Origin of the sequence: Sphingobacterium sp. R2, assembly GCF_040760075.1 — a bacterium.
Lineage (GTDB): Bacteria > Bacteroidota > Bacteroidia > Sphingobacteriales > Sphingobacteriaceae > Sphingobacterium.
In genome coordinates this window covers 571,028-595,585 of record NZ_CP142884.1, presented here as the reverse complement: position 1 = coordinate 595,585, position 24,558 = coordinate 571,028, and the positions used below count along the sequence as shown (strand labels likewise).

General features: G+C 40.0%; 14 protein-coding genes. 8 read left to right on the top strand and 6 right to left on the bottom strand.

Translation table 11 applies throughout. The features are described from left to right. Positions 1-38 precede the first annotated feature (38 nt). The 8 genes from VXM68_RS02635 (at position 39) to VXM68_RS02600 (ending at position 16,218) form a co-directional block, all read left to right on the top strand. Positions 39-2,237, top strand: a complete 2,199-nt coding sequence (locus VXM68_RS02635; RefSeq protein WP_367210358.1) for a fasciclin domain-containing protein — start codon at positions 39-41, stop codon at positions 2,235-2,237. A 44-nt stretch (positions 2,238-2,281) separates the two neighbouring features. Then, entirely contained in the window at positions 2,282-5,521 is a 3,240-nt protein-coding gene (locus VXM68_RS02630; protein WP_367210357.1) for a SusC/RagA family TonB-linked outer membrane protein, read from the top strand. A gap of 11 nt (positions 5,522-5,532) precedes the next feature. After that, positions 5,533-6,999 carry a RagB/SusD family nutrient uptake outer membrane protein gene (locus tag VXM68_RS02625; protein WP_367210356.1) on the top strand — a complete coding sequence of 489 codons (1,467 nt, stop codon included), beginning with the start codon at positions 5,533-5,535 and terminating at the stop codon, positions 6,997-6,999. Between the two features lie 7 nt (positions 7,000-7,006). Continuing rightward, the gene (locus VXM68_RS02620; protein ID WP_367210355.1) at positions 7,007-8,620 is read left to right on the top strand and encodes a fasciclin domain-containing protein; all 1,614 of its coding nucleotides are present in this window, start codon (positions 7,007-7,009) and stop codon (positions 8,618-8,620) included. Positions 8,621-8,650: 30 nt separating this feature from the next. After that, positions 8,651-10,216: a fasciclin domain-containing protein gene (locus VXM68_RS02615; RefSeq protein ID WP_367210354.1), complete on the top strand. Its 1,566-nt coding sequence runs from the start codon at positions 8,651-8,653 to the stop codon at positions 10,214-10,216. A 4-nt stretch (positions 10,217-10,220) separates the two neighbouring features. Then, positions 10,221-13,337: a SusC/RagA family TonB-linked outer membrane protein gene (locus VXM68_RS02610; RefSeq protein ID WP_294185442.1), complete on the top strand. Its 3,117-nt coding sequence runs from the start codon at positions 10,221-10,223 to the stop codon at positions 13,335-13,337. Between the two features lie 5 nt (positions 13,338-13,342). Then, the gene (locus VXM68_RS02605; RefSeq protein ID WP_367210353.1) at positions 13,343-14,971 is read left to right on the top strand and encodes a RagB/SusD family nutrient uptake outer membrane protein; all 1,629 of its coding nucleotides are present in this window, start codon (positions 13,343-13,345) and stop codon (positions 14,969-14,971) included. Between the two features lie 209 nt (positions 14,972-15,180). Next, positions 15,181-16,218 (top strand): GntR family transcriptional regulator, encoded by a 1,038-nt coding sequence (locus VXM68_RS02600; RefSeq protein WP_367210352.1) that lies wholly within the window; start codon positions 15,181-15,183, stop codon positions 16,216-16,218. A gap of 191 nt (positions 16,219-16,409) precedes the next feature. Here the strand turns inward: VXM68_RS02600 and VXM68_RS02595 are convergent, their stop codons facing one another. From VXM68_RS02595 to VXM68_RS02570, 6 genes are all read right to left on the bottom strand, one after another. Next, complete coding sequence (locus VXM68_RS02595; RefSeq protein WP_367210351.1) at positions 16,410-16,982, bottom strand: DUF4136 domain-containing protein; 573 nt, start codon at positions 16,980-16,982, stop codon at positions 16,410-16,412. Positions 16,983-17,317: 335 nt separating this feature from the next. Then, positions 17,318-18,961 (bottom strand): NAD+ synthase, encoded by a 1,644-nt coding sequence (locus VXM68_RS02590; protein WP_367210350.1) that lies wholly within the window; start codon positions 18,959-18,961, stop codon positions 17,318-17,320. A gap of 985 nt (positions 18,962-19,946) precedes the next feature. After that, positions 19,947-20,546 (bottom strand): FKBP-type peptidyl-prolyl cis-trans isomerase, encoded by a 600-nt coding sequence (locus VXM68_RS02585; protein WP_294185446.1) that lies wholly within the window; start codon positions 20,544-20,546, stop codon positions 19,947-19,949. Positions 20,547-20,746: 200 nt separating this feature from the next. Beyond that, complete coding sequence (locus VXM68_RS02580; protein WP_293956903.1) at positions 20,747-21,433, bottom strand: FKBP-type peptidyl-prolyl cis-trans isomerase; 687 nt, start codon at positions 21,431-21,433, stop codon at positions 20,747-20,749. Between the two features lie 74 nt (positions 21,434-21,507). After that, positions 21,508-21,975: a thioredoxin family protein gene (locus tag VXM68_RS02575; RefSeq protein WP_367210349.1), complete on the bottom strand. Its 468-nt coding sequence runs from the start codon at positions 21,973-21,975 to the stop codon at positions 21,508-21,510. 18 nt (positions 21,976-21,993) lie between these two features. After that, positions 21,994-24,330 (bottom strand): TonB-dependent receptor, encoded by a 2,337-nt coding sequence (locus VXM68_RS02570; protein WP_367210348.1) that lies wholly within the window; start codon positions 24,328-24,330, stop codon positions 21,994-21,996. Positions 24,331-24,558 lie beyond the last annotated feature (228 nt).

Sequence of the window (24,558 nt, the reverse complement as noted above, 5' to 3'; positions counted from 1 at the left end):
CCAATGCCAGTATTAACAAATTGGCACATTTAATTTTTATGAAAAGACTATTCATCTATGTTATTAGTGTCTTTTTAGCCTGTACATATTCCTGCTCCAAAAAGGAACTTGTATCGCACTATGAGAGACCAGATTGGCTGAAAGGAAATGTGTGGGAGGTTTTGGACAATCGCAAAGAATTTACTATTTTTTTAAAAGGGGTTGAACGTGCAGGTTTTAAAGAAATATTGAATGGCAAAACAATTGTATCTGTCTTTGCTCCCAGCGACCCCGTGTTCTTAAGCTATTTGAAGGACAGAAATCTGACCTCGATAGAGCAAATCCCAATCCATGAACTAAAAAAAATAATCGGTTACCATCTGATCTATTATTCGTACGATAAAAATAGACTGATGGATTATCAACCGCAGGGGAGTCAAAATCTGCAACCAGCTTTTGCAGGACTGTATTACAAACACCGCAGCAGAAGTCAAGATTCCATCAGCGAAGAAGTGGATATAACCGATGGAATTGTCAAAAAAGTATATCACAAAGATAGGTTTGTTCCAGTTCTTTCTGCGACCCATTTTCAAACTAAAGGAATTGATGCAAAGCAGAATTATGAATATTTTTTTGGAGCAGATAGCTGGTCAGGGACAACTGGTTTTAATGTCTCGAATGCAGGAATTACGGAATATGATATTCCTGCAGATAATGGTTATGTGTATGTGATCGATCAGGTAATTGCGCCCTTACCTACTGTTTATGAACGATTGGATCATAGTACAGCCTACAAGGATTTCTTGGCTGTTTACGACCGTTTTCGAACGTACACGTATGACGAACAGGCGAGTATGAATTATGCAGCTGCAGGAGAGTCCTTATTTTTAGTTCACCATGGTGCTTTACCTGCGATTGCTTCGGAATGGTCCTATAATGGTGAGTCAGGTACTCCAGACTATGCCAATCTTGGCGATCTTTCCTATAAAGCGTTTAATGTATTTGCGCCCAATAACCGAGCATTGTCGACTTTCTTTAATCAATATTTTAAATCATATTATCCGTCGATGAAGGAGGTCGATATGTTGCCTTTGGCAATGATGCTACGTAACCACGTATACGCTGGAAATATAGTCTTTCCTGCTGAGATCGGTAAGAATCCCGATATCAAAACAGTCGATGGAATTCCTATTGTTTTCAATACTCAGTCGGATGTAGGAGATAAAGCGATTGCCTCTAATGGAACATTCTATGGGTTAAATAAAGTGTTAATTCCGGAAGCTTTTAATAGTGTGACTGGCCCCGTGTTAGTCAATCCAAAATTCAAAATTTTCATGTACATGCTCCATAACTCGGGTATGTACAAAACGTTAGCGAGTAGGGATATACGTTACACACTGTTGATTCCATCCGATGAAGAAATTCTCAGTACACTTTATGGCGATAGTTATATCTTCTGGAACGAAGGTAACCCCTTTGTATTTGGAGACGAAGAAGTCCAAATTCAAAATAACGACGGTGTTAAAGTAGCCATGTCGCAACGGCAACAGGAACTTTTTGTTTCGGACCATATTGTATATGATGATATCACAAGTTTATCTGCTGCCAAAGTTTACCGCACCCGGAATCCATACAACTATATCTTCACGAAAAATGGCAACTTATATTCAACAGCGACATACAATAGCAACGAGCCAGTGTCTGTGTTGCCACTTGCAGGCAATTGGTATAATGGGAAAAGTTATGAAGTAGCGCAAACGCTACTGGGTGAAACGCGGACTATTAAGTTTACACTGATTGGCGCTGAAACAAGTAGCAATCCGCTAAATAAATATGCCGAATTTTCGAAGTTATTGGCTAGAGCAGGGATGATAGATGCAGGCAGCTCGCTGTCCTTTCTTTTTGGCAATCGTTTTATTTTGTTCGCCCCGGATAATGCCACAGTTTTGTCGGGCCTAGCTGCGGGCCTGATTCCAACAGAGAAGACAGCCTTGGGAGAATATCTTAAATCTTATTTTGTTTCCGTATCCGACAATTCTATTGGCGATTATCCTTTCCCCGGTTTCGGTGTTCAGGGAACCTGGAATACCACACGAAGAACAGGGTATAACCTTTATCGGCAAATTACCCTAATGGATTACGGGACGGGACTGAGTTTGGAAGATTCAGATGGGACGCCCATTTCAATCGTAGACTATCTGCCACAAGTATTTAATGATGGAGCTGTCTATCATATCAACAAACTTTTAAAGCCATAGGCATGGTTTCATTCGCGTTGATTCATTACCATAAACTAAAATTCATGAAGCTAAATATATTTTTAATCATTACCTGGATTGCTTTTGTACTGCCTGCTTATGGGCAGCGTGCAAAAGTCTTGACCGGTACTGTCCAAAGCGGACCAAACGCGCCTTTGGCAGCGGCTTCCGTCTATATCGAAAACAAAGATAATCGGAGTTTGATGGGCGCTTCAACAGACAATTTAGGTCAATTCACCATTGGAGTTCCCGCCGGTGAAGGCCTAACTATTGTCGCTGCCTGTATAGGTTATAAGACCACAAAAATTCCATTTAACGGGCAGAGCACTGTAATCATCAAGCTCGTTAAAGACGATCGTATGATTGACGAGGTTGTCGTTACAGGAGAGAAGGCCAATACAAAGAATAGCATGGGAATTAACTACCGCAATCAGGTTTCGGCGACAGAACGCTTTGACATGAAAGAGTTGGAAGCACTGCCTTTTGCTTCTATTGAAAGTGGGCTACAAGGTCGGCTGGCGAATGTGGATATCGTGTCTAGCGCAGACCCCGGTGCAAGAAGCGCTATCCGGATTAGAGGGACATCCTCGTTGAATGGTAATTCAGAACCCTTAATCGTTGTTGATGGTGTTCCTTATCCTACCTCCATAGGTAGCGACTTTAATTTTTCCACCGCTAACGACGAAGATTTTGGCGGCCTAGTGAATATATCTCCTAACGATATCGAATCCATCGAAGTGTTAAAAGACGCCGCGGCTACAGCGATTTGGGGCTCTAAAGGCGCAAACGGCGTTTTACTCTTCACCACGAAAAAAGGACGTAAGGGTAAAACCCAATTTGCATTGTCCAGCAAATTGGATGTTAAGCGCGAAGCAGAAACAATCCCCATGTTAAATGGAGGACAATACGTCGCACTGGTACAGGATGCCATTTGGAATTCAGTGAATGATCTGGGCTATACTTCCGCATTACCATACCTCAATTTACTCTATAATACGAACGAAATTAAATATGATCCATCATGGGTCTATTTTAATGAGTATAATCAAAATACCAACTGGCTTGAACAAGTGACCCAAGTGGGACATTTCGAAGATAATTCTCTTTCGATTAGTGGCGGAGGAGATAAAGCCACCTACAGGCTGTCGCTAGGTTTTTTAAATGATGTGGGAACGACAAAAGGAACCAAACTGAATCGCTATAATTCACTGTTGAGTCTCAATTATAAATTCTCTAACAAGTTTAATGTTAATGCCGATATGTCCTATTCAATTAGTGATCGGAAGAATTTTTGGACGGGTGAAGATATCAGTACACCAAGAGGTATGGCCATGACCAAAATGCCCAATATGAGTCCTTATGTCATCGGGGAGGATGGCCAATATACAGATCAATATTTTACACCACGGATTAACTTTCAGGGTTCATTTGGCGAGAACCAAATGTTCAATCCAGTAGCGATGGTGAATGAATCAATCAATATTACTGTCGGCGAGCAGGCAAGGGTCGTCTTTCGAGGGATCTATACTATTATTCCAGCGCTTCAATATATTGGTACAGTTGGATTTGATACCAGGTCAACGAAAAATCGAAAATATCTGCCGCAGGCTGTTACCGGAGTTATCTGGACCGACCCGTTCTTCAATAGGGGATCGGATATGCTGTCAGATGAGTTATACCTAAACACCGAGAATAAATTTATATTCAATAAAAAGATTAAAGAGCATAGCATTGTTGCTACGGGCTTATTGCAGACAAATGAAGCACGAAAGTTTAGCTATGCCAGTGAGACATCAGGCAACGCATCATCATCTTTAAGTGATCCAACCGCCGGCGGCGCCGTCGTGAATATGGGGTCGGGAAATTCTAAAACACGGAATATCGGTGCGATTTCCAGTTTGCATTACGCATATAAGGATCGTTATATCGTCAGTGGTACATACCGTTGGGAGGCCAACTCCAGTCTCTCGGCACAACATCGCTGGAAAGGGTTTCCTTCAATTGGCGCTGCCTGGCATCTCGGTGACGAAGAATTTATTAAAAAATTAGACCTTATTAGTACGGCGAAACTTCGCTTTAGCTGGGGTAAAAGTGGAAATGCCCCTTCGGGCGCTTTCACCTATTTGGGCACGTTTCAGCCGCTCACGCCAGGTTATATTGATATGACTGCTGTGGGACCAGTATCCATTCAATTGGATAATCTTAAATGGGAGACGATAACCCAAACTGATTTTGGTGTCGATCTCTCTTTCTTTAAAAATAGACTTCAATTTACGGGTGAGTTATATAATCGGGTGACCACAGACCTCCTACAAAAGGACGTGACATTACCTTCATCCACTGGTTTTGGTAAAATGCGGTACTACAATTCTGGCAAATTAGCCAATAAAGGCTGGGAATTGATTTTCAATGCTGAGGCAATCCGCTCCAAGGATTTTGGTCTCTCTGTTAATCTGAATGTGTCACGTAATAGAAATGAAGTTATTGTACTTCCCGATAACATGCAATTTGAGAACTACAACTTCGGTAATGGCAAATATGCGCATAAAATTATCGAAGGCAATCCAGTAGGCTCATTTTACGGCTACCATTATCTCGGTGTATATCAGAACGAACAAGATACCTATGCCAAAGACCTGGACGGAAAAGTAATGTACGACCTACAGGGGCAACCTGTCTATATGGTAAATGGCAACAGGCGGGTATTTGCCGGCGATGCCAAATATCAGGATATCGACGGGAATGGTGTGATTAATCAATATGACATTGTTTATTTAGGAAATGCAATGCCCTTATTTACAATGGGGGGCGGGATAAATCTGCGTTACAAAGCTTTTGCGCTAAGTACTTTTTTGCACGGTAGATTTGGTCAAAAAGTAGTCAATCAGGTACGGATCAATACGGAGAATATGTATGGTACAGCGAACCAAAGTACCGCTGTACTTGGAAGGTGGCGCCAAGAGGGAGATGTTACAGATATACCACGGGCGCTATATGGTGAAGGTTACAATTACTTAGGGTCAGACCGCTTTGTGGAGGATGCATCTTTTGTTAGGTTAAAAATGATCTCTCTCAAATATGCACTTCCTAAAAAAGTAATCGAAAGATGGGGATTGACCCGCTGTGAAATATTTACAACGGTTCAGGATGTCTTTACGTGGACTGATTATTCTGGTCAAGATCCAGAAGTCTCCCTCTCAAGTAATATTTATATGCTGAGCCAAGATAATGCAAGTACGCCACGTCCAAGACGCTTTGCCTTGGGGGTAAATGTAAACTTTTAAAAAAGGAAGTGATGAAAATATGCTATAAATTAATGATGCTGTGTCTATTGTTGCCAGCGGCATCTTGTCAGAAATGGCTTGATCTCAAACCACAGAATGAACAGGTCAGTGATGCTTACTGGACCAATAAAGCTGAAGTGGAAGCTGTATTAGGTGCGGCCTATGTAAAATTACAAGGTGCTGTTAAAACAATGTTAGTATGGGGCGAAGGGCGGGGAAATACACTGAGCTTAAGCGGGTATGTTGATGTCGATCTTTTAAGGTTAAAAAGCTTCTCGCTTTTGCCGACAAACAATTATGCAAAATGGGGTGAATTTTATCAGATTATCAATTATGCCAATATGGTGATAAAGTATGCCCCTGCTGTTGTTGAAAAAGATCCAGCGTTTAATCAAGCGACTATGGCATCTTTTTTATCGGAGGCTTATTTTTTGCGAGCACTCAGTTATTTCTACATCGTTAGGAGTTTTGGCGAGGCACCATTGATCCTAGAACCCTATATGGACGATCAGCAAGCATACGAATTGTCAAAATCGTCCAAAGCTCAGCTCTTTGATCAGATTGTGCAGGATCTGACGGTTGCGTCAAACAACGGTAAGGAGATCTGGCCAACGGTTTGGGAAACCAAAGGGCGTTCCACAAAATGGGCTATACAAGCGCTGTTGGCCGATGTCTACCTCTGGCTGGGAAAATATGATGAGGCGATAATCGCCTGTAATACCATATTGCAGTCAGGAAAGTACGGGCTCTTGCAGGGAACAGTCAATAATAAGAATAATTGGTTCAGTATTTTTAATCCCGGAAATTCCAACGAGGGGATTTTTGAAATCCAATTTGATTATACCAAGAATCAAACAAATAAATTGATGGAAATATTTGGCTCCAACTATAATTGGATCATATCCAACTATTGTGTGTCGCTATTTACAGAAAATGCCGAAGATATCCGCGGCGCAGGGGCATCCTACGAAACGGTTGCCTACAAGCTTTGGAAATATTTAGGGGCAGAAGGAAATACAACGATTCCTAGACCCTATAGTGATCAAAATTGGATCATTTATCGGATGGCGGATATTTACCTGATGAAGGCCGAAGCATTGATTATGAAAGGAGAAAGTTACTACCCACAAGCGGTAGAATTGATCACTACGATTCGGTCAAGGGCCTCAATTTCCCGCCCGCTCGAAGCAGGGAGTACCGAGTTGGATATATTGAAAGCATTAATGGATGAGCGTGCACGGGAGTTTGTGGGAGAAGGAAAACGTTGGTTTGATCTATTACGTGTGGCGCAACGAGATCAATATAAATATAAAGAATATTTGATCGAACAAGTATTACTCGGCGTATCAGGAGCCTCAACACCTGTGATTAGATCCCTATTGCTCAATGAGAATGCGCACTATTTGCCAATACATGCCGATGAATTGAAGTATAATAAATTGCTTGTGCAGAACCCGTATTATGAAAACCTAAATTAATGCAAAAATGAAAAAGAATCTTATTCCTCTTTCTAACCTTGTGCTGCTTTTTATTGGATTATTTTCAATCCTACTCTCCTCCTGTAAAGATGATTTCGAAAATAATACCTATTCAGCGTATGAAGATTTACCCATGGCTGCATACCTTAAAAATCAGCCCGAAAAATATGATCTATGGGTCAAAATCCTCGAGAAAGCAGACTTGTACAATACATTGAATATTAATACCATATACACGCTCTTTGCGCCAGTCAACGATGGTGTCGAACGATATCTTAAAAAAGTGAATCTGACTTCGGTTGATCAGATGACAAAAGACGATGCTAACTATTTGGTGCGTTATCATCTTGTTCCAAATGTTTCAATTGACCTCGGTCAGTTTCAAAGTGGGGCAATCTCAGATTTAAATGCTACCGATGATAATCTTTTTGTGGAGTTCAAAGATGGTGGATTGGATCAGATCTATTTGAATGGGCTATCGCGATTTAATGCTTTCGATATTAAGGTAACTAATGGAATTATCCATAGCGTAGACGATGTTTTGGAACCTCTTACAGCGACTATATTGGATCGATTGAAGGATCAAAAATATAGCATATTTCATGATCTGGCCGTCGCAACCGGATATGACGAGCGATTAAATACCGTCTACACAGCAGGCACAGACCCGGATGGAAATCCAATTCAACAGCGATTCAAATATACGGCATTTGCGGTAAGTGATGCTGTTTACCTGAAAGAAGGCATTCATACGCTAGCAGCGCTATTGAATAAACTGGGCGCATCAGGATCAGACCTGAAATCGACGAGCAATCTTGCTAATCGTTATATGGCTTACCACCTATTGGCGCAGCAGCGCTCTTTTGCCGATTTAGGTAAATTCCCTGCTGGCGCGACAAAAATGAATTTGGAAACCATGGCCCAATACGAATTGATAAAAATTAGCGAAGGAGGAGAAGGTTTGGTTATTAATACCGATGAACGTATCGGCAGTGCTATTCATTTTAATGAAATCAATATCCCCTGCAAAAATGGTGTATTGCACGATATTAGCCATTGGATGCCAATTTTCGTTCCAGAGCAGGTCAAGGTTATTTGGGAGTTTACCGACTATCCAGATATAGCCGCCAATGTTACCCAATACAGAAACCCGAGCCTTGGAGCGCAATACAATAAAATCTTTGTGGCCAACGAGCTGACGAGTATTACATGGCGGGCGCAACCAGAGACCAAGTCAAATGTATTGATTTATCGGAACAACAGGAGTGCGGACGGTATTTGGTATACCGGTCCGCTGAATTACGATCATTTACGTGTAGAATTGGGCGAATCGGGATGGATTCAGATGCGAAGCCCCACTATTGTAAAGGGAAAATACAAAGTCAAATTGACGTGGCCTAGTACTAAATATGCTTCAAATACAGGAATTTGTGCCTTTGTATTGGATAATGAAATGCTGTATCCCCGGTTGGTGATGTCCAATACCAGCTCCGACAAAATGATGACGCAGGATTTAGGAACCGTGGAATTTAGGGAAACAACAGACCATACCCTCCGCATACTATCACTGGATGGTAAGTTGCTGACGTTAGATTACATCCAGTTCGACCCGATTAATTGACCCAAATAAATGAGATCTAATTATACACACATGAAAAACGTTGTAGGAATTCTCCTGTTCATGCTTGTTGCAGTAACAGGATGTAAAAAGAATTGGAATGAGCACTACGAGGAACAAGGATCCATATCCCAATTAGATTTGTTAGCTTATCTTAAAACTCAACCACAATACAGCCTATTTGTCTCAAAACTGGAAGAGTATGGGATCGCTGAGGAGCTGACCCGCGATCAAGAATTAACCATATGGGCGGTACCTAATGATCAGATGGCAGCCTTTGAATCATCCACAGAAGATAAAATCTCGATCTTAAAGTATCATATCAATAACCTCAAATATGACAGTGGAAAACTTAAAGATGGTTTAAAATTAATTACTTTAAATGGGAAGTATCTGATGGTTTCACGTAAGGATAATCAGGCATATGTTGGTGACGCCAAACTGATTAAGGCCAATCAATTTTGTAAAAACGGGGTGGTGCATGAAATTGATCTGTTGCTGAAGCCGGACGTTAGCATTTATGATTATCTCCGTGGTCTGGGGAATGACTATTCGATCATTCGAGATAGCGTTCTCGCCATGAATGATACGATTTTTGATTTGTCAAATAGTGTTCCCATAGGGGTAGATCCAACTGGGAACACGTTGTACGACTCCGTATTTACCATTACAAATCCAATATTTGAAAAGGCGAACATCCGCTCTGAGTTTGCAAATGTTACGATGTTCCTTCCTGCTAATCAGGTTATTAAAAATTGTTTTGATGATTTACAGCGTCTCTATAATCAATTTGGAAAGAAATTTTTGAGAGAAGACTCCTTAATCGCCTATACATGGATCAAAGAGGCTATTTTTTATAATGAAATTATAACTGACTATGGCACAAAGGATCTGACGTCCGCCTTTAATCGCTTATGGAAGCCAGGTATACAACTGGTAGATCCGCAATATAAACGCATGAGTAACGGTAGAATCTTTAACGTAACCAAATTAAAAATTCCCAATAATGTCCATATTCAAATGATAAAGCAGTTGTTTCATTATTATGAATATGTACCTGAAAATGAAAAGGCAAACCTGTTTGGCCTCGCCAATGTGACCGCTATAGAACCAAAAGACAGGGATAAGGTAAGTTTTCCTACATTGGGGATCGAGCTTACCTACCGAACCCTTCTCATACGGGGAGATATAGCCGACAATAAGCCTGCATCAATCAATTTTACTCCGATTATGTTAGCGCGGAAGCCAGATGGTTCAACAGGTTATAAAGTCGTGGAAGTTCCACCAGGAGAATATAATCTGTATATGGGATTTTTGGCCAAAAACCATCCATTTGTGAATATCTACGTAGACGATAAGTTAGTGGCAAAGTCTTTAAATGTGGAACCGTCGACGCCGTGGAACTATGATCGCGCGACAAATACCGTAGCTGGAACCAAGTATAATGGTTGGGGAGGACTAGTCGGACCTGTAGTGATCGAGAGCGATAAAATCCGGTCATTTAAAATTAAAGTTGAATTTGCCGGGTTAGGAAAGGGAACTGTAGAAAATATTGAGCCTTACCACTGGGCGTTGATTCCAACAGTAAATAATTATTAACCAAATGAATTTTACAGATCTCATGTATAAGAAAAATAAACATGTGTGGAAGTTGTCAATGGCTTTGTCATTCTCATTATTCTGCATGCATAGTTATGCCCAGCAAAATATTCAGGGAAAGGTCGTGAAATCGTACGATAAAACTCCCATAGAGGGGGCTATTGTAAGTATTTTGAACTCAACACATACCACCAAGACGAAATCGGATGGAACATTTGTTTTCGATAATATACGAGATGAGTCGCCAGTTATTCGGATTTGGAGTCCCGGATTCTTTGAATCACGTATTGAAGTGTTGGGGCGTAACCAAATTGAAATAAAGTTGATTTCGGAGGGACGAGAACATTATGAAAATGTAGTTTCGGGGTCTTTTTCTGCAGCTAATGCGACGTTGTTGACCACGGAACACTATCCTAAGGGCGCAGCCACCGTTGAACAAGTACTAACTGGCCAGATTGTAGGGTTACGCACGACCAACAAAGGTGGGATGCCGTCAGAAGGTGCAGCATTTAATTTTAGGGGAGTGCGCTCGTTTGAAGCAAATAGCAATCCGCTGATTGTCGTCGATAATGCACCGTATTTACCAGACATGGATAATTCTCCGATTATTGGTGGATACTCGAGAAGTATCTTTGCCCCATTTAACCTTCATGATATTAAAAGTATTCAATTCTTGAAGGGAGCCGAAACAGCACGTTACGGTTCGTTAGGCTCAAATGGAGTACTCAAATTAGAAACCTCTGCATCCGATGATATGGAAACGGTTATTGAGTATCGAGGTAATTTTGCAGTAGCGCATCAGTATAGAACGCTGCCTGTGCTGAATGATAGTCAATACAAGAGTTATCTCGGTGCCGTTGGGATGACCAATTACAACGATATGGGCGAGCTGCTGGCGCAATTTCCTTTCCTGAAAGATGATCCGAATTATTATTATAACTACCTGTACAATAATAAAACGGATTGGCAAGATCAGATTTATCGAAATGCTTTTGTAACCGATCATCATTTAAGAATCAAAGGTGGCGATGCGGTTGCAAAATATGATCTCTCGCTTGGCGTGTTGAACCAACAGGGCGTATTGGACAATACAAACAACACCCGATACAGCACGCGTCTGAATTCAACGATTGCTTTAGGACAGAAATTCGACTTGAATGCAATTATGGCATTAACCTATAACACCGGAAGATTCCAGGAACAAGGCATGTTAAAAGCCACCAATCCCATGTTGGCCGCAATGTATAGAGCGCCGATTCTTAGCCCCTATACAAAAGATAAAGACAACAACCTATTGACTGATTTGGACGGTGTTAGACAATTTGGCGTCTCTAATCCCTTAGCTCTTCTACAAACCGGCGATTTTACGTCGGACGTCTACGATGTTTTTGCACAAGCTAATTTGCGCTATAGAGCGACTAAAGATCTTCAATTTAATGCTTTGCTGGGTTACTATACAAATTATAGCCGGCAGACAACCTTTGTACCAGGATTGTCTAGCGGCACCATTCTCCCTTTAGAGAATGGAATTGCTTTAAATACAGCGCGATCGGGCGCTGGGCAGTCAGCTAATATTTCCTGGAATTTTTATGGGAGTTATGCGAAACAGTTAGGCCGCGATCAATTGGATGCTGGTATCGGTATACAGGGCCTGCTGAATAGTCAGGAGTATGATGCCGGTGCGGGTAGGAATACAAGTTCCGATTTTTACCGTACACTGAATTATGTCAGTAACGCAGGACGTAAATTTTGGGGATATGATGAAGACTGGAATTGGATGAACATGTATGGTTTCGTCCGTTACAACTGGCGCAGCTTACTGAAATTAGATGCCAATCTTAGCGTTGACGGTAGCTCCGTTACAGGGGAAAATGCCAAAAGGTTTGGCCTGTTCCCGGCGGCGGACTTATCAATTCTCCTCTCTAATATGTCTTTTCTGAAGGAGAATGAATCGATAAACAACCTCGTGTTAAAATTTGGTTACGCAAAAACCGGTAACAGCCGTTTTTCATCAAAGATTGGACAATCGTACTACAGCAGCCAATTGTATAGACAACTTGCTGGAATTGTAGTGGGTAACATTCCTAGCAATGAAATTAGATGGGAAGATAACCAAAATATGCAGGGTAATTTAATCTTTTCGGGGCTAAATCAACGTTTAAATATGAACGTGGGATATTATTACAACCGTGCCAGTCATCTTTTGAATCGTTTTTCTGTGTCGCCCATAGCGGGAATCGACAGGATATTTTTAAATGGGGGTCAAATTAACAATCGTGGTTTGGAAGTGGATGCTAATTTTGTTTTCGTTGACAAAACAGACTGGTCTTTCACACTGGGCGGTAATTTATCCACATTAAACAGTAGCGTAAAAAAGCTGTTGAGTGTGAATCCAATATTGTTACAGCAGGAAGATGATGTTATTCGCATCCATCAGGTGGATAAAGCACCCTTTTCTTTTTATGGATATCAATCCAATGGCGTTATCGCTAGCGCCAGAGAGGCCGAGCAATTGAATTTATACGATTATAAGAATAGAATGTTTGCTCCAGGCGATGTTTTCTTTGAGGACGTGAATAACGATGGTATTATAGATGCCGAAGATCAGGTCGATCTAGGAAGTAGTTTGCCGAAATTATTTGGGGGCGCATATTTCACCTTACGTTATAAGAAGGTTCAATTGCAGGGTCTCTTGAGTTTTACCAAAGGCAACAAGACTTATAATGCTGTACGTAGAAGTCTCGAGGATCTCGCCGGTTATAATAATCAATCCATTGCGGCACTGCGCCGTTGGCAGACCGATGGCCAACAAACTGATATCCCACAGGTACAATATGGTGATCCCATGGAGAACGCACGCTTTTCTAGCCGATGGATTGAAGATGCTTCTTATATGCGTTTAGAGAACTTGTCTTTGTCTTATCGTTTTGGGAATCATCGACTTAAAATTCTTGCGCATTCGGAATGGTATATCGTTGCTGAAAATTTATTTACATGGAGCAAATATTTGGGACTGGATCCTGTAACGGCATACAGCAATAGCATGGCTTATACCGGTGCAGACTATGGCAAAATCCCTTTACCACGGACCTTTAAATTAGGCGTCAATTTTAAACTCTAGAAAGTATGAAAAGTTATTATATACACTATAGCATAGTCGTCGTGTGCTTGGTTCTTACCAGTTGTTCCAAATATTTTGAAGTGAATACCAACGATGTTTTGACGGAAAAAGATTATGGTCAAGAAACCAATGAACTGTATTCAGGTTATATGGGAGTTGCTGCAAAAATGCAGGCTCTGGCCGATCAAACTGTATTTTTAAGTGACTTACGAACCGATCTACTTGAACCTACGGCTAATGCACCCCAAGATTTGTGGGATTTGTACAACTACAAGGAACAAAAGGGCAATACCTTTGCCAACCCACGCACCTATTATGATCTTATTGTAAATGCCAATGCTTATTTGGAAAAAATTAGGTCTTATCGAAAAGCAAACCCAAAAGCATTGGAGGACGAGCACTATAATGCATTAATATCTGGAACAATTCGTTTTAAAGTATGGACGTATCTGACGCTAGGGAAATTATACGGTAAGGTAGCTTATTTCGATGATTCTAAGATCGATTTAGACAATCTGTCTTCCATTCCCGTAATTTCTTTAAATGAACTGTTGCCTAAACTGGTCTCATTGATGGAAATAGGTGTGGACGGTGTTGATGGAAAGTATGTCGCGAACTGGGGCAATATTTTATTTCCAGGGGTGGCTACTAATCAGCAAGATCTCACTTGGAATATGATTTGTCCATCGCCTGAACCATTATTAATGGAGCTGTATCTGTGGACGAAGCAATATACAAAAGTGGTCGATATAGGTATTCGCTTTATCTACGACAATGGTAGTAATAAGTTTAAAGTCAGTAATGACGATTATAATGGGGAGTGGGTTCAGGTATTTACGAGGGATCCAATAACACGGACAAGAGTATTGATGAATATTGTACCCTATGATTTTGAACGAAACCAGACAAATCGCTTGATGCATTATTTCTCGAATCAAAGTCCTTCCTTATATTATTTAAAGCCGACGGCTGCCGCTATGCGTAGGTACCAAGAACAAATTCGATATGATGGGCATACCTTGGGTGATCAATATCGGGGAGAGAATTACACCTACTTTTTACAGAACGGAGCTTGGGTGATCCGCAAATTTTCGAGAGATCGGGAGAGTGCTTCAGAAATCTATAAAAATAATGTCCATATTGTCATATACCGAGATGCTGATGTACACTTTTTTATGATAGAAGCACTCAATAACTTGGGCATGTTTGATCAGGCGGAGGCATTGTTGAATGATGGTGTAGAGTTGTATCTTTCGCGAAACGCAGGCAATTTAAAATATCCTTTTGACAATGCGGCGATGAATGTTAGCCTTGCCAGAAATTGGGGAATTAGACGTCGGGTCAATCTCGCACCCGTGCACCCTGAAGGTGTCAGCAGAGATGATTTATCAACAACAGAAAAAGTTGATGCTTATAAGAAAGCAATAGATAAATTAGTTGTTGAAGAGACCCTGATGGAAAGTGCGGGCGAAGCAAAGGCTTATTTTGCGATGATGCGCATTGCCGATCGTTGGAACGATCCTACAATTTTAGCCGATATCGTCGCGAAGAAGTACTCCGAAGGCCAAACGAACCAAATTCGCCAATATTTGCTGGATAGAAATCATTGGTTCGTTCAATATCCTTTAAATTAAACTTCAGTTACATTTTAAGCGGCTCAATATATAACGATTTCAATTGTTAAAAAATTCACTGTTAAAATAAGGGGATGTTTATATGATTCGAAGGCAGTAGATTTTTGTCATGAGCTGCATCGTAAAAGATCTTTGAAAACGGTGGTTTTTAAGTTTTTTTTAAAAAGTTATGAACAAATCGTTAATTTTATAATTCTTAAAATCTAACAATGACCAATTCTGTAAATCAATTTTTAAAAACTTTAGAAATTAGTGATTTCTCTGCTACTCCAAAGTATTTGCAATTGGCAAATACCATCACCGATGCCGTAAGAAACGAAATATTGGTCCGAGATGATATGTTGCCTTCCATTAATGAGTTAAGTGCCTATTTAGAAATATCACGTGATACCGTTGAAAAGGCTTACCGATACCTGAAGAAAAATGAGATTATTGCTTCGAACCCCGGTAAGGGCTATTATGTGCATAAAACAGATGTACAATCGAAACTTAAGATTGCAATCTTTCTGAATAAACTCAGTGCGCATAAAAAAATTGTGTATGATTCCTTTGCAAAGGAATTAAGTGACTATGCGAATTTGGATTTGTTTGTTTATAATTCAGATCTATCGTATTTAAATACACTTTTAGGGAGTCTAACGAAAACTTATGACCATTATGTCCTATTTCCACATTTTAAAGAAGGCCGAGATAAGGCCCCTGATATTATCCGGAAAATCCCTTCAGAAAAGCTAATGCTATTGGGCAAATTTATCGAAGATGTACCTGGCGATTTTCCGGCTGTTTATGAGAACTATGAACAGGATATTTACTCCGCCTTAGAGGAAGCTAATGAAGTATTGAGTAAATACAAAAGCATAAAACTGGTCTTTCCGGACTACAGTGATTTTCCAAAGGCTATTATCAAAGGGTTTTATAAATTTTGCCAGCAATATGCTTTTGAACATGAATTAGTCTCTGATATCGATGAAGAGAAGGTAGAGAAGGGAACGTGCTATATTAATATTATCGAAGATGATCTGGTGAAATTATTGAACAAAGTAATACAAAAGAAATTGGTCATCGGGAAAGACGTTGGCGTGATATCCTACAATGAAACACCATTGAAAAAATTTATCCTCAATGGTATTACAACCATATCAACTGATTTTGAAATGATGGGGCGTTTAGCAGCCGAATTGATCATAAAAAAATCCAAAGACCGTGTTGAGGTTCCATTTTATTTGAAAGTTAGATCATCGATTTAGGACTAAGATATAATAATAAGTTCTTCGCATAGCGGGGGAATATACTTAAGGAATGCACAGTCCAAAAGGAATGCACAGTCCAAAATATATGCCGATAGTAACTGTCTTTTTGTAATAGAGGGCGTTGTATATAAAAGAAAAAGACCGGTTAATTAGTGTCAACCAGTCTTTCTTTTGTTTATAAACTTTGTTTATTTTTTTAAGGTCTTTACGGGAAACAGATCAATAACACCTTTTGCAACCTTGCTGATGTTATTAATTGCTTTTTCTGGGTTATCGACATCTCCAGAGCCGCGTGCCTGCCAAATCACAGCATTTGTTTTGCGGTCAATAGCTTCAATAATCAAATGACCGTAACGATAGCGTTCTTTTGCAACTGGGTAATAGGCGCCACCGTAGTAATAGGGTGAAAACCACGGACGATACCATCCCCAGGGTCCCCCCCAGCCGTAGTAACCGCCGCCACCATAGACCAAGCGACTCTTATTATTGACAATCGTGATGTATCGAAATAGTAAATCAGGGTTATCTTTGGAATATTGAAGGCCTTTTGCTTCCAAAGCAGTATTAGCTGCGTCCAGAATATTGGTTTTAGCGATATCATTGTCAAAATAAGACTTTGATAACGAGTCGACCGGAGGCAACCAAGCATACGTCTTAAATGGCGTAAAATCCATCTTTTCTACCCGTGTGGTATTGTATTGATAAGACGAACATGATGCGAGTGCAACGCAAAGCACCAAAAATAATAGAATCTTTTTCATCGTAGTAATTATTATAAGTGTTGATCTCATCGGTGTAAATGAGCTCGTTTCACTCGGTTTGTTATTAACTGTGATGAATCTATCATGAGTGAGTATTTTATCACCGTATTTAGCGACCAACTCATGATGGTTCATGGCCTATATTGAACTTATATTTATTTAACTAATTTGCTTTTATTCCTTATCCGTATACCTTTCAAGTGTAAAAATATTACAGTTGGCGGTCTTTATGGCGATTGTTTCTTTATCCTCCGGTATGCTATTATCCTTTTTGATTTTACAACCTATTACTTTAGACAAAAAACTATAAATATGGTTTAATCGTAATTGTAAAATTAATAAGGATATTTTGCCACTAGTGGAATCTGCCTTCCTGGGCCAAATGCTTTTGGACTGATCCGCAGGATAGGAGGAGTTTGAAAACGTTTGAATTCAGCATTATTAACCAATTTACATATCCTTTCTACTAACGATTGTTCAAAGCCCATTGCTACAACCTCAGATCCTGATTTCTCATTTTCGATGAGTTCAAAGAGGATTTTATCCAATAACTCATATTCCGGTAATGAATCTGAATCTTTTTGGTCTGGTCGAAGTTCTGCGGAAGGCGCTTTTTCAATGGTATTGATTGGAATGATTTCCCGTTCTCGATTGATGTAGCGCGCTAAATCATAGGCTTTGGACTTGTAGACGTCACCTATTACAGATATAGAGCCTGCCATATCACCATAGAGTGTGCCATAACCCACAGCAGCTTCACTTTTGTTGGACGTATTGAGCAGGATGTGACCAAACTTATTAGAAACGGCCATCAAAATTACTGCGCGGGCGCGTGCCTGTATATTTTCCTCAGTCGTATCGGGTTGTAAATTCTCAAAAAGAGGGGCCAGGCTATGCTCGTAGGCATTAGCAATATCTTTGATGGGAACGATACGATGTTTGCAGCCAGTACTGTCGACCAGATCCATGGCATCTTTTATCGAATGGTCGGAAGAATAAACCGATGGCATCAATATGGCGAGTACATTATCGGCCCCGAGAGCCTCGCAGGCCAAGGCAGCAACCAAAGCCGAATCCAGTCCGCCCGATAGGCCTAAGACTGCCTTTCTAAAACCAGATTTTTGAAAATAATCACGAAGACCTAGGATTAATGCATCATGCACCAGCTCCATTTTAGATTTAGGATGCTTCGGAGCGGCTGTGGTGGAGATTATATTTTGTTGATGATAGATTATAAATTGGAGATCCTCTTCAAAGCTTTTTAGTTCAGCGACCGTTGTGCCTTCATTATTCAATGCAATGGAGCGTCCATCAAAGATAATATCCATATGAGCACCAATTTGATTAACATAAATCAGCGGTCTGCCCGACTTTTTGACCTGCTGACTAAGAACGTTAACGCGTTCCTCAAAATGCGTGTAGGAAAAGGGAGAGGCCGCAATGTTGATGAGTAGGTCTGGATTTTCTTTTCTCAGTTCTGCCATGGGATCGCCAACGTACGAATTGCCACCCTCGTCATCGTCCCAAAGATCTTCGCAAATTGTTAGGGCAATCTTTACGCCGCTCAGTTCGATGCAGTTATAAACTCTATTAGGTTCGAAATAGCGATATTCATCAAATACGTCATAATCAGGCAAAAGACCTTTTTTAATAACATCCTTTACGATTCCATGCTCGATAAATACAGCAGAATTGTAGAGTTCTTTGCCCTCAGGATCACCGTTTTTGACGGGTGCTCCAATGATACAGGCAATATCCTGGCAATGTGCGGCGATTTGATGAATAGCTTCATCACATTGCTGTTTGAATGCCTTATTTCTTAACAGGTCCTTGGCGGGATATCCGCCAATTGCGAGTTCGGCGAAGATAATAAGATCGGCAGCTGCTTCTTTGGCCTGATGGATGGCGCTAACTATTTTTTTAGTATTTGCTTCAAAATTACCGATATGGTAATTTAACTGTGCTAAAGCTATTTTCATATGCTATTGATCGTCTAAAAATAAGATACCTGCTTATGGAGGATCTTCTCACAAATTTATTTCTTTTTTTTGATACTAAGCTTCCTCTTATTCGAATAAAGAAAAGTTAACCAAGAGAAATCGATGTTTGCAACCTGTATGTTACCGATGTGGCAATATATAGGGGTATTTGTAAGGTATACATAGAAATAAGCTAGGGCAATTGAATCGAATGGGGCCGCTTCTTTAAGGCAGCAACAGCCTGTATGCAAATCGGGGGGGCGCGAATGAATAGTTTTAACAGTATGAGATATGCTAAATTGTTTTAACATAATTTTAACAACGTTAAATGCTGTTAAATTTCTTGACATGAAAGCAGATGTATAGTACCTTTGATATATCAAAAGAAACGAAAGATATTAAAAATAATATATAAAGAACTTTTCATAATTTAGGTTAATAATTGGTTAGGTAAAGCTCGGAGTTCCCCACTTCGAGCTTTTTTATTATAAATATTTCATATTCGGTTTTGCCCCAATTCATTTCCATCCCAGCTAGATTTGTTCATGTATAAGAGTGATCCATTTGTTATTTTTTATTCGGAAGTACTAGAATTAATCAAGGTAGCATATCGAAAGTTTGTAGGAAATTACTTCGATGACGAAGATGTAGCTTACATATTGTCTTTGGATAGGTAGCTATGAATCTAGTTAGAATGCATACCGACACATTTAACTTCACGCTGCTTTCAGGCTGAAGTTTTTCAGATCCGATTAATTGGGGGCTGATTGATAGCCGAATCGACTTCTTAAATGCAGGAATTTTTTAAAAGCTATTGGATATTAGAAGGTCAATAGGTATAGTGATTTACGTTCGAGGTGTTGTAAGGTAAATCAGGCTTTTTTCCGAACACGGGTTGATGGATTTAATAATAAATAGCAATGGTGCTTGGATTTTGAATCCTAACACCATTGTATAGAATAGAACTTATCTAGTTAAAATATTTCTATTTTATGTCTACCACTTCAATCACGAAGTCCAAGGGTGAGTTTGCAGGAATTGGTCCTATCGCGCGATTTCCATAACAGAATTTAGAAGGCGCCATGATATGAATTTTAGCACCTTTTTGAAGCCCTTTCGCTGTCAGTCCACCGAGATCTACATCACCTATTTTTTTAGGAGCAAATGCGAATGTCCAAGCTGGTATAAGCGTGCTCTCGAAAGGATAATTATAACCGGTATTGGTGAGGAGCTCAAAGCTAGCCGTTTTATCGGTTCCAGTTTGGTCGAAAATACTGCCATTTAATAAGCGACCAGTATACTTTACAGTTGGATTAACTTTAAAGACTTTAGCATTTAAGGTGTCAACAATTTTATATTGATAATTTCCTGTGCCTTCAGCTAAAATTTCATACCAAATGCCTGTCTCGCTATTGTATTGGGCATCGGGATACTTTTGGCTAACATAATTTTTAAGTGCGACGGAGTCTGTTTTAAATTGTGCAGCTGCATCGTAAATCGGCGCATCATCACTTTTGGAACAGCTAATAACAAGGAAAGCGATCGCTGTAATTCCTAAAAATAATGGTGATAACAATTTTTTCATGGTATTATTTGTTTGTTTTTCATTAAGTAGCCATTTCATTGTAAAATTGGCCTAGCAAATGTATATGATTTTTTTCTTTTTGTATATTTACCCCTAAATAATTAACAAATTGATACAGTAATTTACATTTGTGTATTAAGATCTGCTAAAAAAAGCCATTCTCATTAAGAAAATGGCTTTTTTTTGTACGGCTTATTTGTTTAGTTGGAGGTAGCAGCTCCAATACTTAACAATTCGATTGTATACACAACTGGTGTATTCTTAGGTACTGTCACCTTCTCACTTCCTTTGGTATATTCATTTTGATCAAACGAATAATATGAAGGCGCAATAAAAGTAATTTTATCTCCTTTTTGTAATCCTTTTGGAAGTAATCCGTGTGGATAATAATCTATGCCATTCTGTTTAATTACAGGAGGCGTAAAGGCTCTCATCCATCCTACATTATATATATTGATGGCTTTGTATATATCAGTATAAACAGCTGGTGAACCAACTGGATTTTTATCAAAAACTCTTCCATCCATTAACTCTCCTTGAAAATTGAAAGTTGCCGCAAAAGGTGTAATCGCAGGACCGTTATTTGTTAAAGTGATACCATATGTATAAGGTGTAGCGGTTTCTTTAGCATATTCGATTTTGTACCAAATACCTTTTGATAGCAAAGAGTCTGAACGCTTAGCGTCGTTACCCCACTTCTGTTTCGCGTAAGCTTCCAATAGAGGTGCTTGATCTTTATATAAAGAATCTTGTCTTGCTTTTTCCTTTCTTATTGCTTCTTCTTGTTGTTTGTAATAAGCGTCCCAATCAAAATTATCTTTATTACAAGCTGTAAAAAGAATACCAAGACACAAAAACGCCATTAAAAATTTTGTGATATTTTTCATAATTTCTTAAAGTGTGTATTAATTATAAAACTCAAAACGCAGACTGGACAAACTTCGCTACATCAAATGTTAAATTATTCTAAAAAAGCATATAACTCTTTTGAATTCAAGTATTTTTGTCGTATGCTTTTTAAATGAAATTTAGAGTCCAGCCTTAAAATACTCGGAAATACAAACTGTTTTCCCCGCAGTAATTGTACTGCTAATGGATGGTATTTCCCTACTTTCTTTTTTCTGCTCAGTGACTTCCATATGCTGTTGTCGAAAACAATCTCTTCGGTAGATTCGGCATCGTACTTCACCGCATAGTAACGCCGGTTAATTAATTCAATAATTTCTCTTTTTGTAAAGATTTCTTGCTCCATTTTTCTGCAGTAGCTACACCAATCGGTATGGATGAAAAGCAGTGTTTCCCTTGGCTCAACAGCAAGTAAAGAATCAAGCTGTTCGAAGCTGATCCAATTAATCCGCTCTTGCCCAAAGTGACAGAGCGGATAAAATAGCATCATCGACATAATGTATATTTTGCTGAATTGCTTCATAGATCAGTTATTGTTTTTTTAATGGAAATGGCCAACGCGCAAGCCAAAGGTAAATGTCCGAGGACGAGTCGGACCATAGATATAGTCTGAGTCTCTCAATGGTCCCTTGTCAAAGTCTTTCTGAAAAGCATTGAACATGTTTTGTATACCGCCGAAAATTTCAATACTAAAATCTTTATGTATGGGTAAGGTATAACCCAGCCGCAGATTTAACTCGACGAAGTCGCGTGCGTCTTTCAAGGTCATCATATCGTTTTGGATATGAGGAACAATCATCTTTCCGGTGTAGACTCCGGTCAGATCGATCGCAAATTGTTTGGTCGCTTTTAAATTACTATTCATATAGCCATAAATATTGGGTGTACGGACGTATTTCTTGGTCAGGATATCCAGTCCGGCTTCCCTTCCCTCGTAGATAAGTTGATCTTTTTTATAGCGTGAGCGCTGAATGGTCCCACCGGTTTGGATAGAAAACCAAGATGATGGTGCAATATTGATCTCAATATTAGAGCCATATACCCGGGCACCCTCACCGTTTTGCATCTCCTGGATGATCAATCCGTCTTTTTCTGATGCCATGACATTGACAAATTGATTGTTTAGATCCGTATAAAACCCCTCCACAAGCAGACTCGTCTGTACATTTCCAAAATTTTTGTTGTAGCTAAAGGAACCTGTATACGCATTGGAATACTCCGTTTTTAGATTTTCACCAATCAACACAAATACTTGATTTCCACCAATGGAAGTGACATGCATATCCTCGTTAAATGCCTGGGGCGCACGGAAACCGCGGGCATAGCCCCCTCTAAATTGAAGGTCCTTGGTGATATCATATAAGATGGTCAACCGTGGGCTAAAGGTGCCAAAGCGCTGATCTGAGTTTCGGTCTATACCTGCAAGACTGTATTTGCCATCGACATAGGTATAATCGTATCGCGCTCCGATCAAGGTTTTAAAATTGCTTAAAGGCTTCCATTCGTATTGGGCATAACTGCCTAATCCCCTGTTTTGCTGATCAATGGTTCGTTTGTATCCCGGTATGTCGTCTTGGGTATCGTTGTACGAGAACTCCACTCCGGCGGTAAATACATCGTTTTCAAAGTTGTAGGTATACTGTCCTCCTGCGACCAGCGCGATATCATTTGTCTTTCCGTATGCATTGGCAGCTAATATGCTGTCGGCGAGTGTTGATCCGCCCCCTAGGCCGCCATAGTAGCTGTCACGAACGGTTTTCTGTACAGAGCCGTAAAGCGACATTTTCTGCTTGTAATCGGTAGAGTAATGATCATAGGTGATTCCGCCAACAAGCGAACTGGTTTCCAATTGCTCTGTGATTTGCGTCAAGTGGGGTACTTTATCAAGCTGATCACCACCGCGACGGAACTCATTCACTGTGCTAAAATCTACCGTTATTTTATCTAGATCACTCGGTTTGTAAAATATTTTTGTGCCAAAAGTAGTGTTTCGAAGTTTGGTCATTTCCGAAAAACCATCTCCATTAGCATCATATGCTTCCCGATTACGGTGCATGCCGTAGAACGTCGCACCTCTCTTGAGGTCTTCTGCGACCGTCGAGGTGTTAAAATCAACCGTATTGTCCCAGCTTCTGCCACCTATGAGTGAGTTGGTTGATTTTACCTGCCAGTCATTTTCTACCGGATCTTTTGTAATAATATTAATTGTCCCAGCAATCGCATTGGCGCCAAATAATGCCGAACCGCCACTTCTTACCACCTCAATACGATCGATCATACTGGTGGGAATCTGGTCTAATCCATATACGCTATTCAATGCGGAGAATACGGCTCTGCTATTGATCAATATTTGTGAATAAGGACCTTCTAGACCATTCAGCCGGACTTGTGAAAAACCGCAATTCTGGCAATTGTTTTCTACGCGTACCCCCGGCTGATAATTCAGTGTTTCAGACATGGCGACAGATTGTGTTGCATTAAATAATTTGGGACCTATGACATTCACAACCACGGGAGCATCCTTTCGTTTGACGCCGTAACGTGTAGCAGAAACAACAACCTCATCCAAATTGAGGTTGTCTTCCTCCAGTTGAATATGTAATGGAGCCTTTATTGTATCAAGGGAGATAAGCTTGCTGATTGAGCGGTAGCCTACTGCAGATATGTTTAAGGTTACTTTTTGCAGGGGTATAGCAGACAACTTGAAGTAGCCCGCTGTATCAGATGTGGTCGCAAGCTTGCTGTTTTTTAAAGTCAGGGTGCCGGATGGAATTGCTTGATGGTTTTTATTGAATAAATAGCCTTCAAGTTTCGATTGAGCATATATAGTGGATGTACCCGCCAGTAATGCGGCGAATAAAGTGTATTGATTTAGCATAGTAGTTTTATAAAAATTTTAAAAATACCAGCCTCTCATCCCATTGTCTATAGCGCGCTATGAACAGCATTCAAGGTGTTGAATACGGATAGGAAACAAGAAAATAACTTGTTCTTATATAGGGCTATTGTACCAAGGAGTTCATTGAAACCAATGTAAGGTAGTCCAACGAAGGGTGTCGCCTTGGCATCAACGACAATTTTGGAAAAGGAGGCCAATAAGAAATTG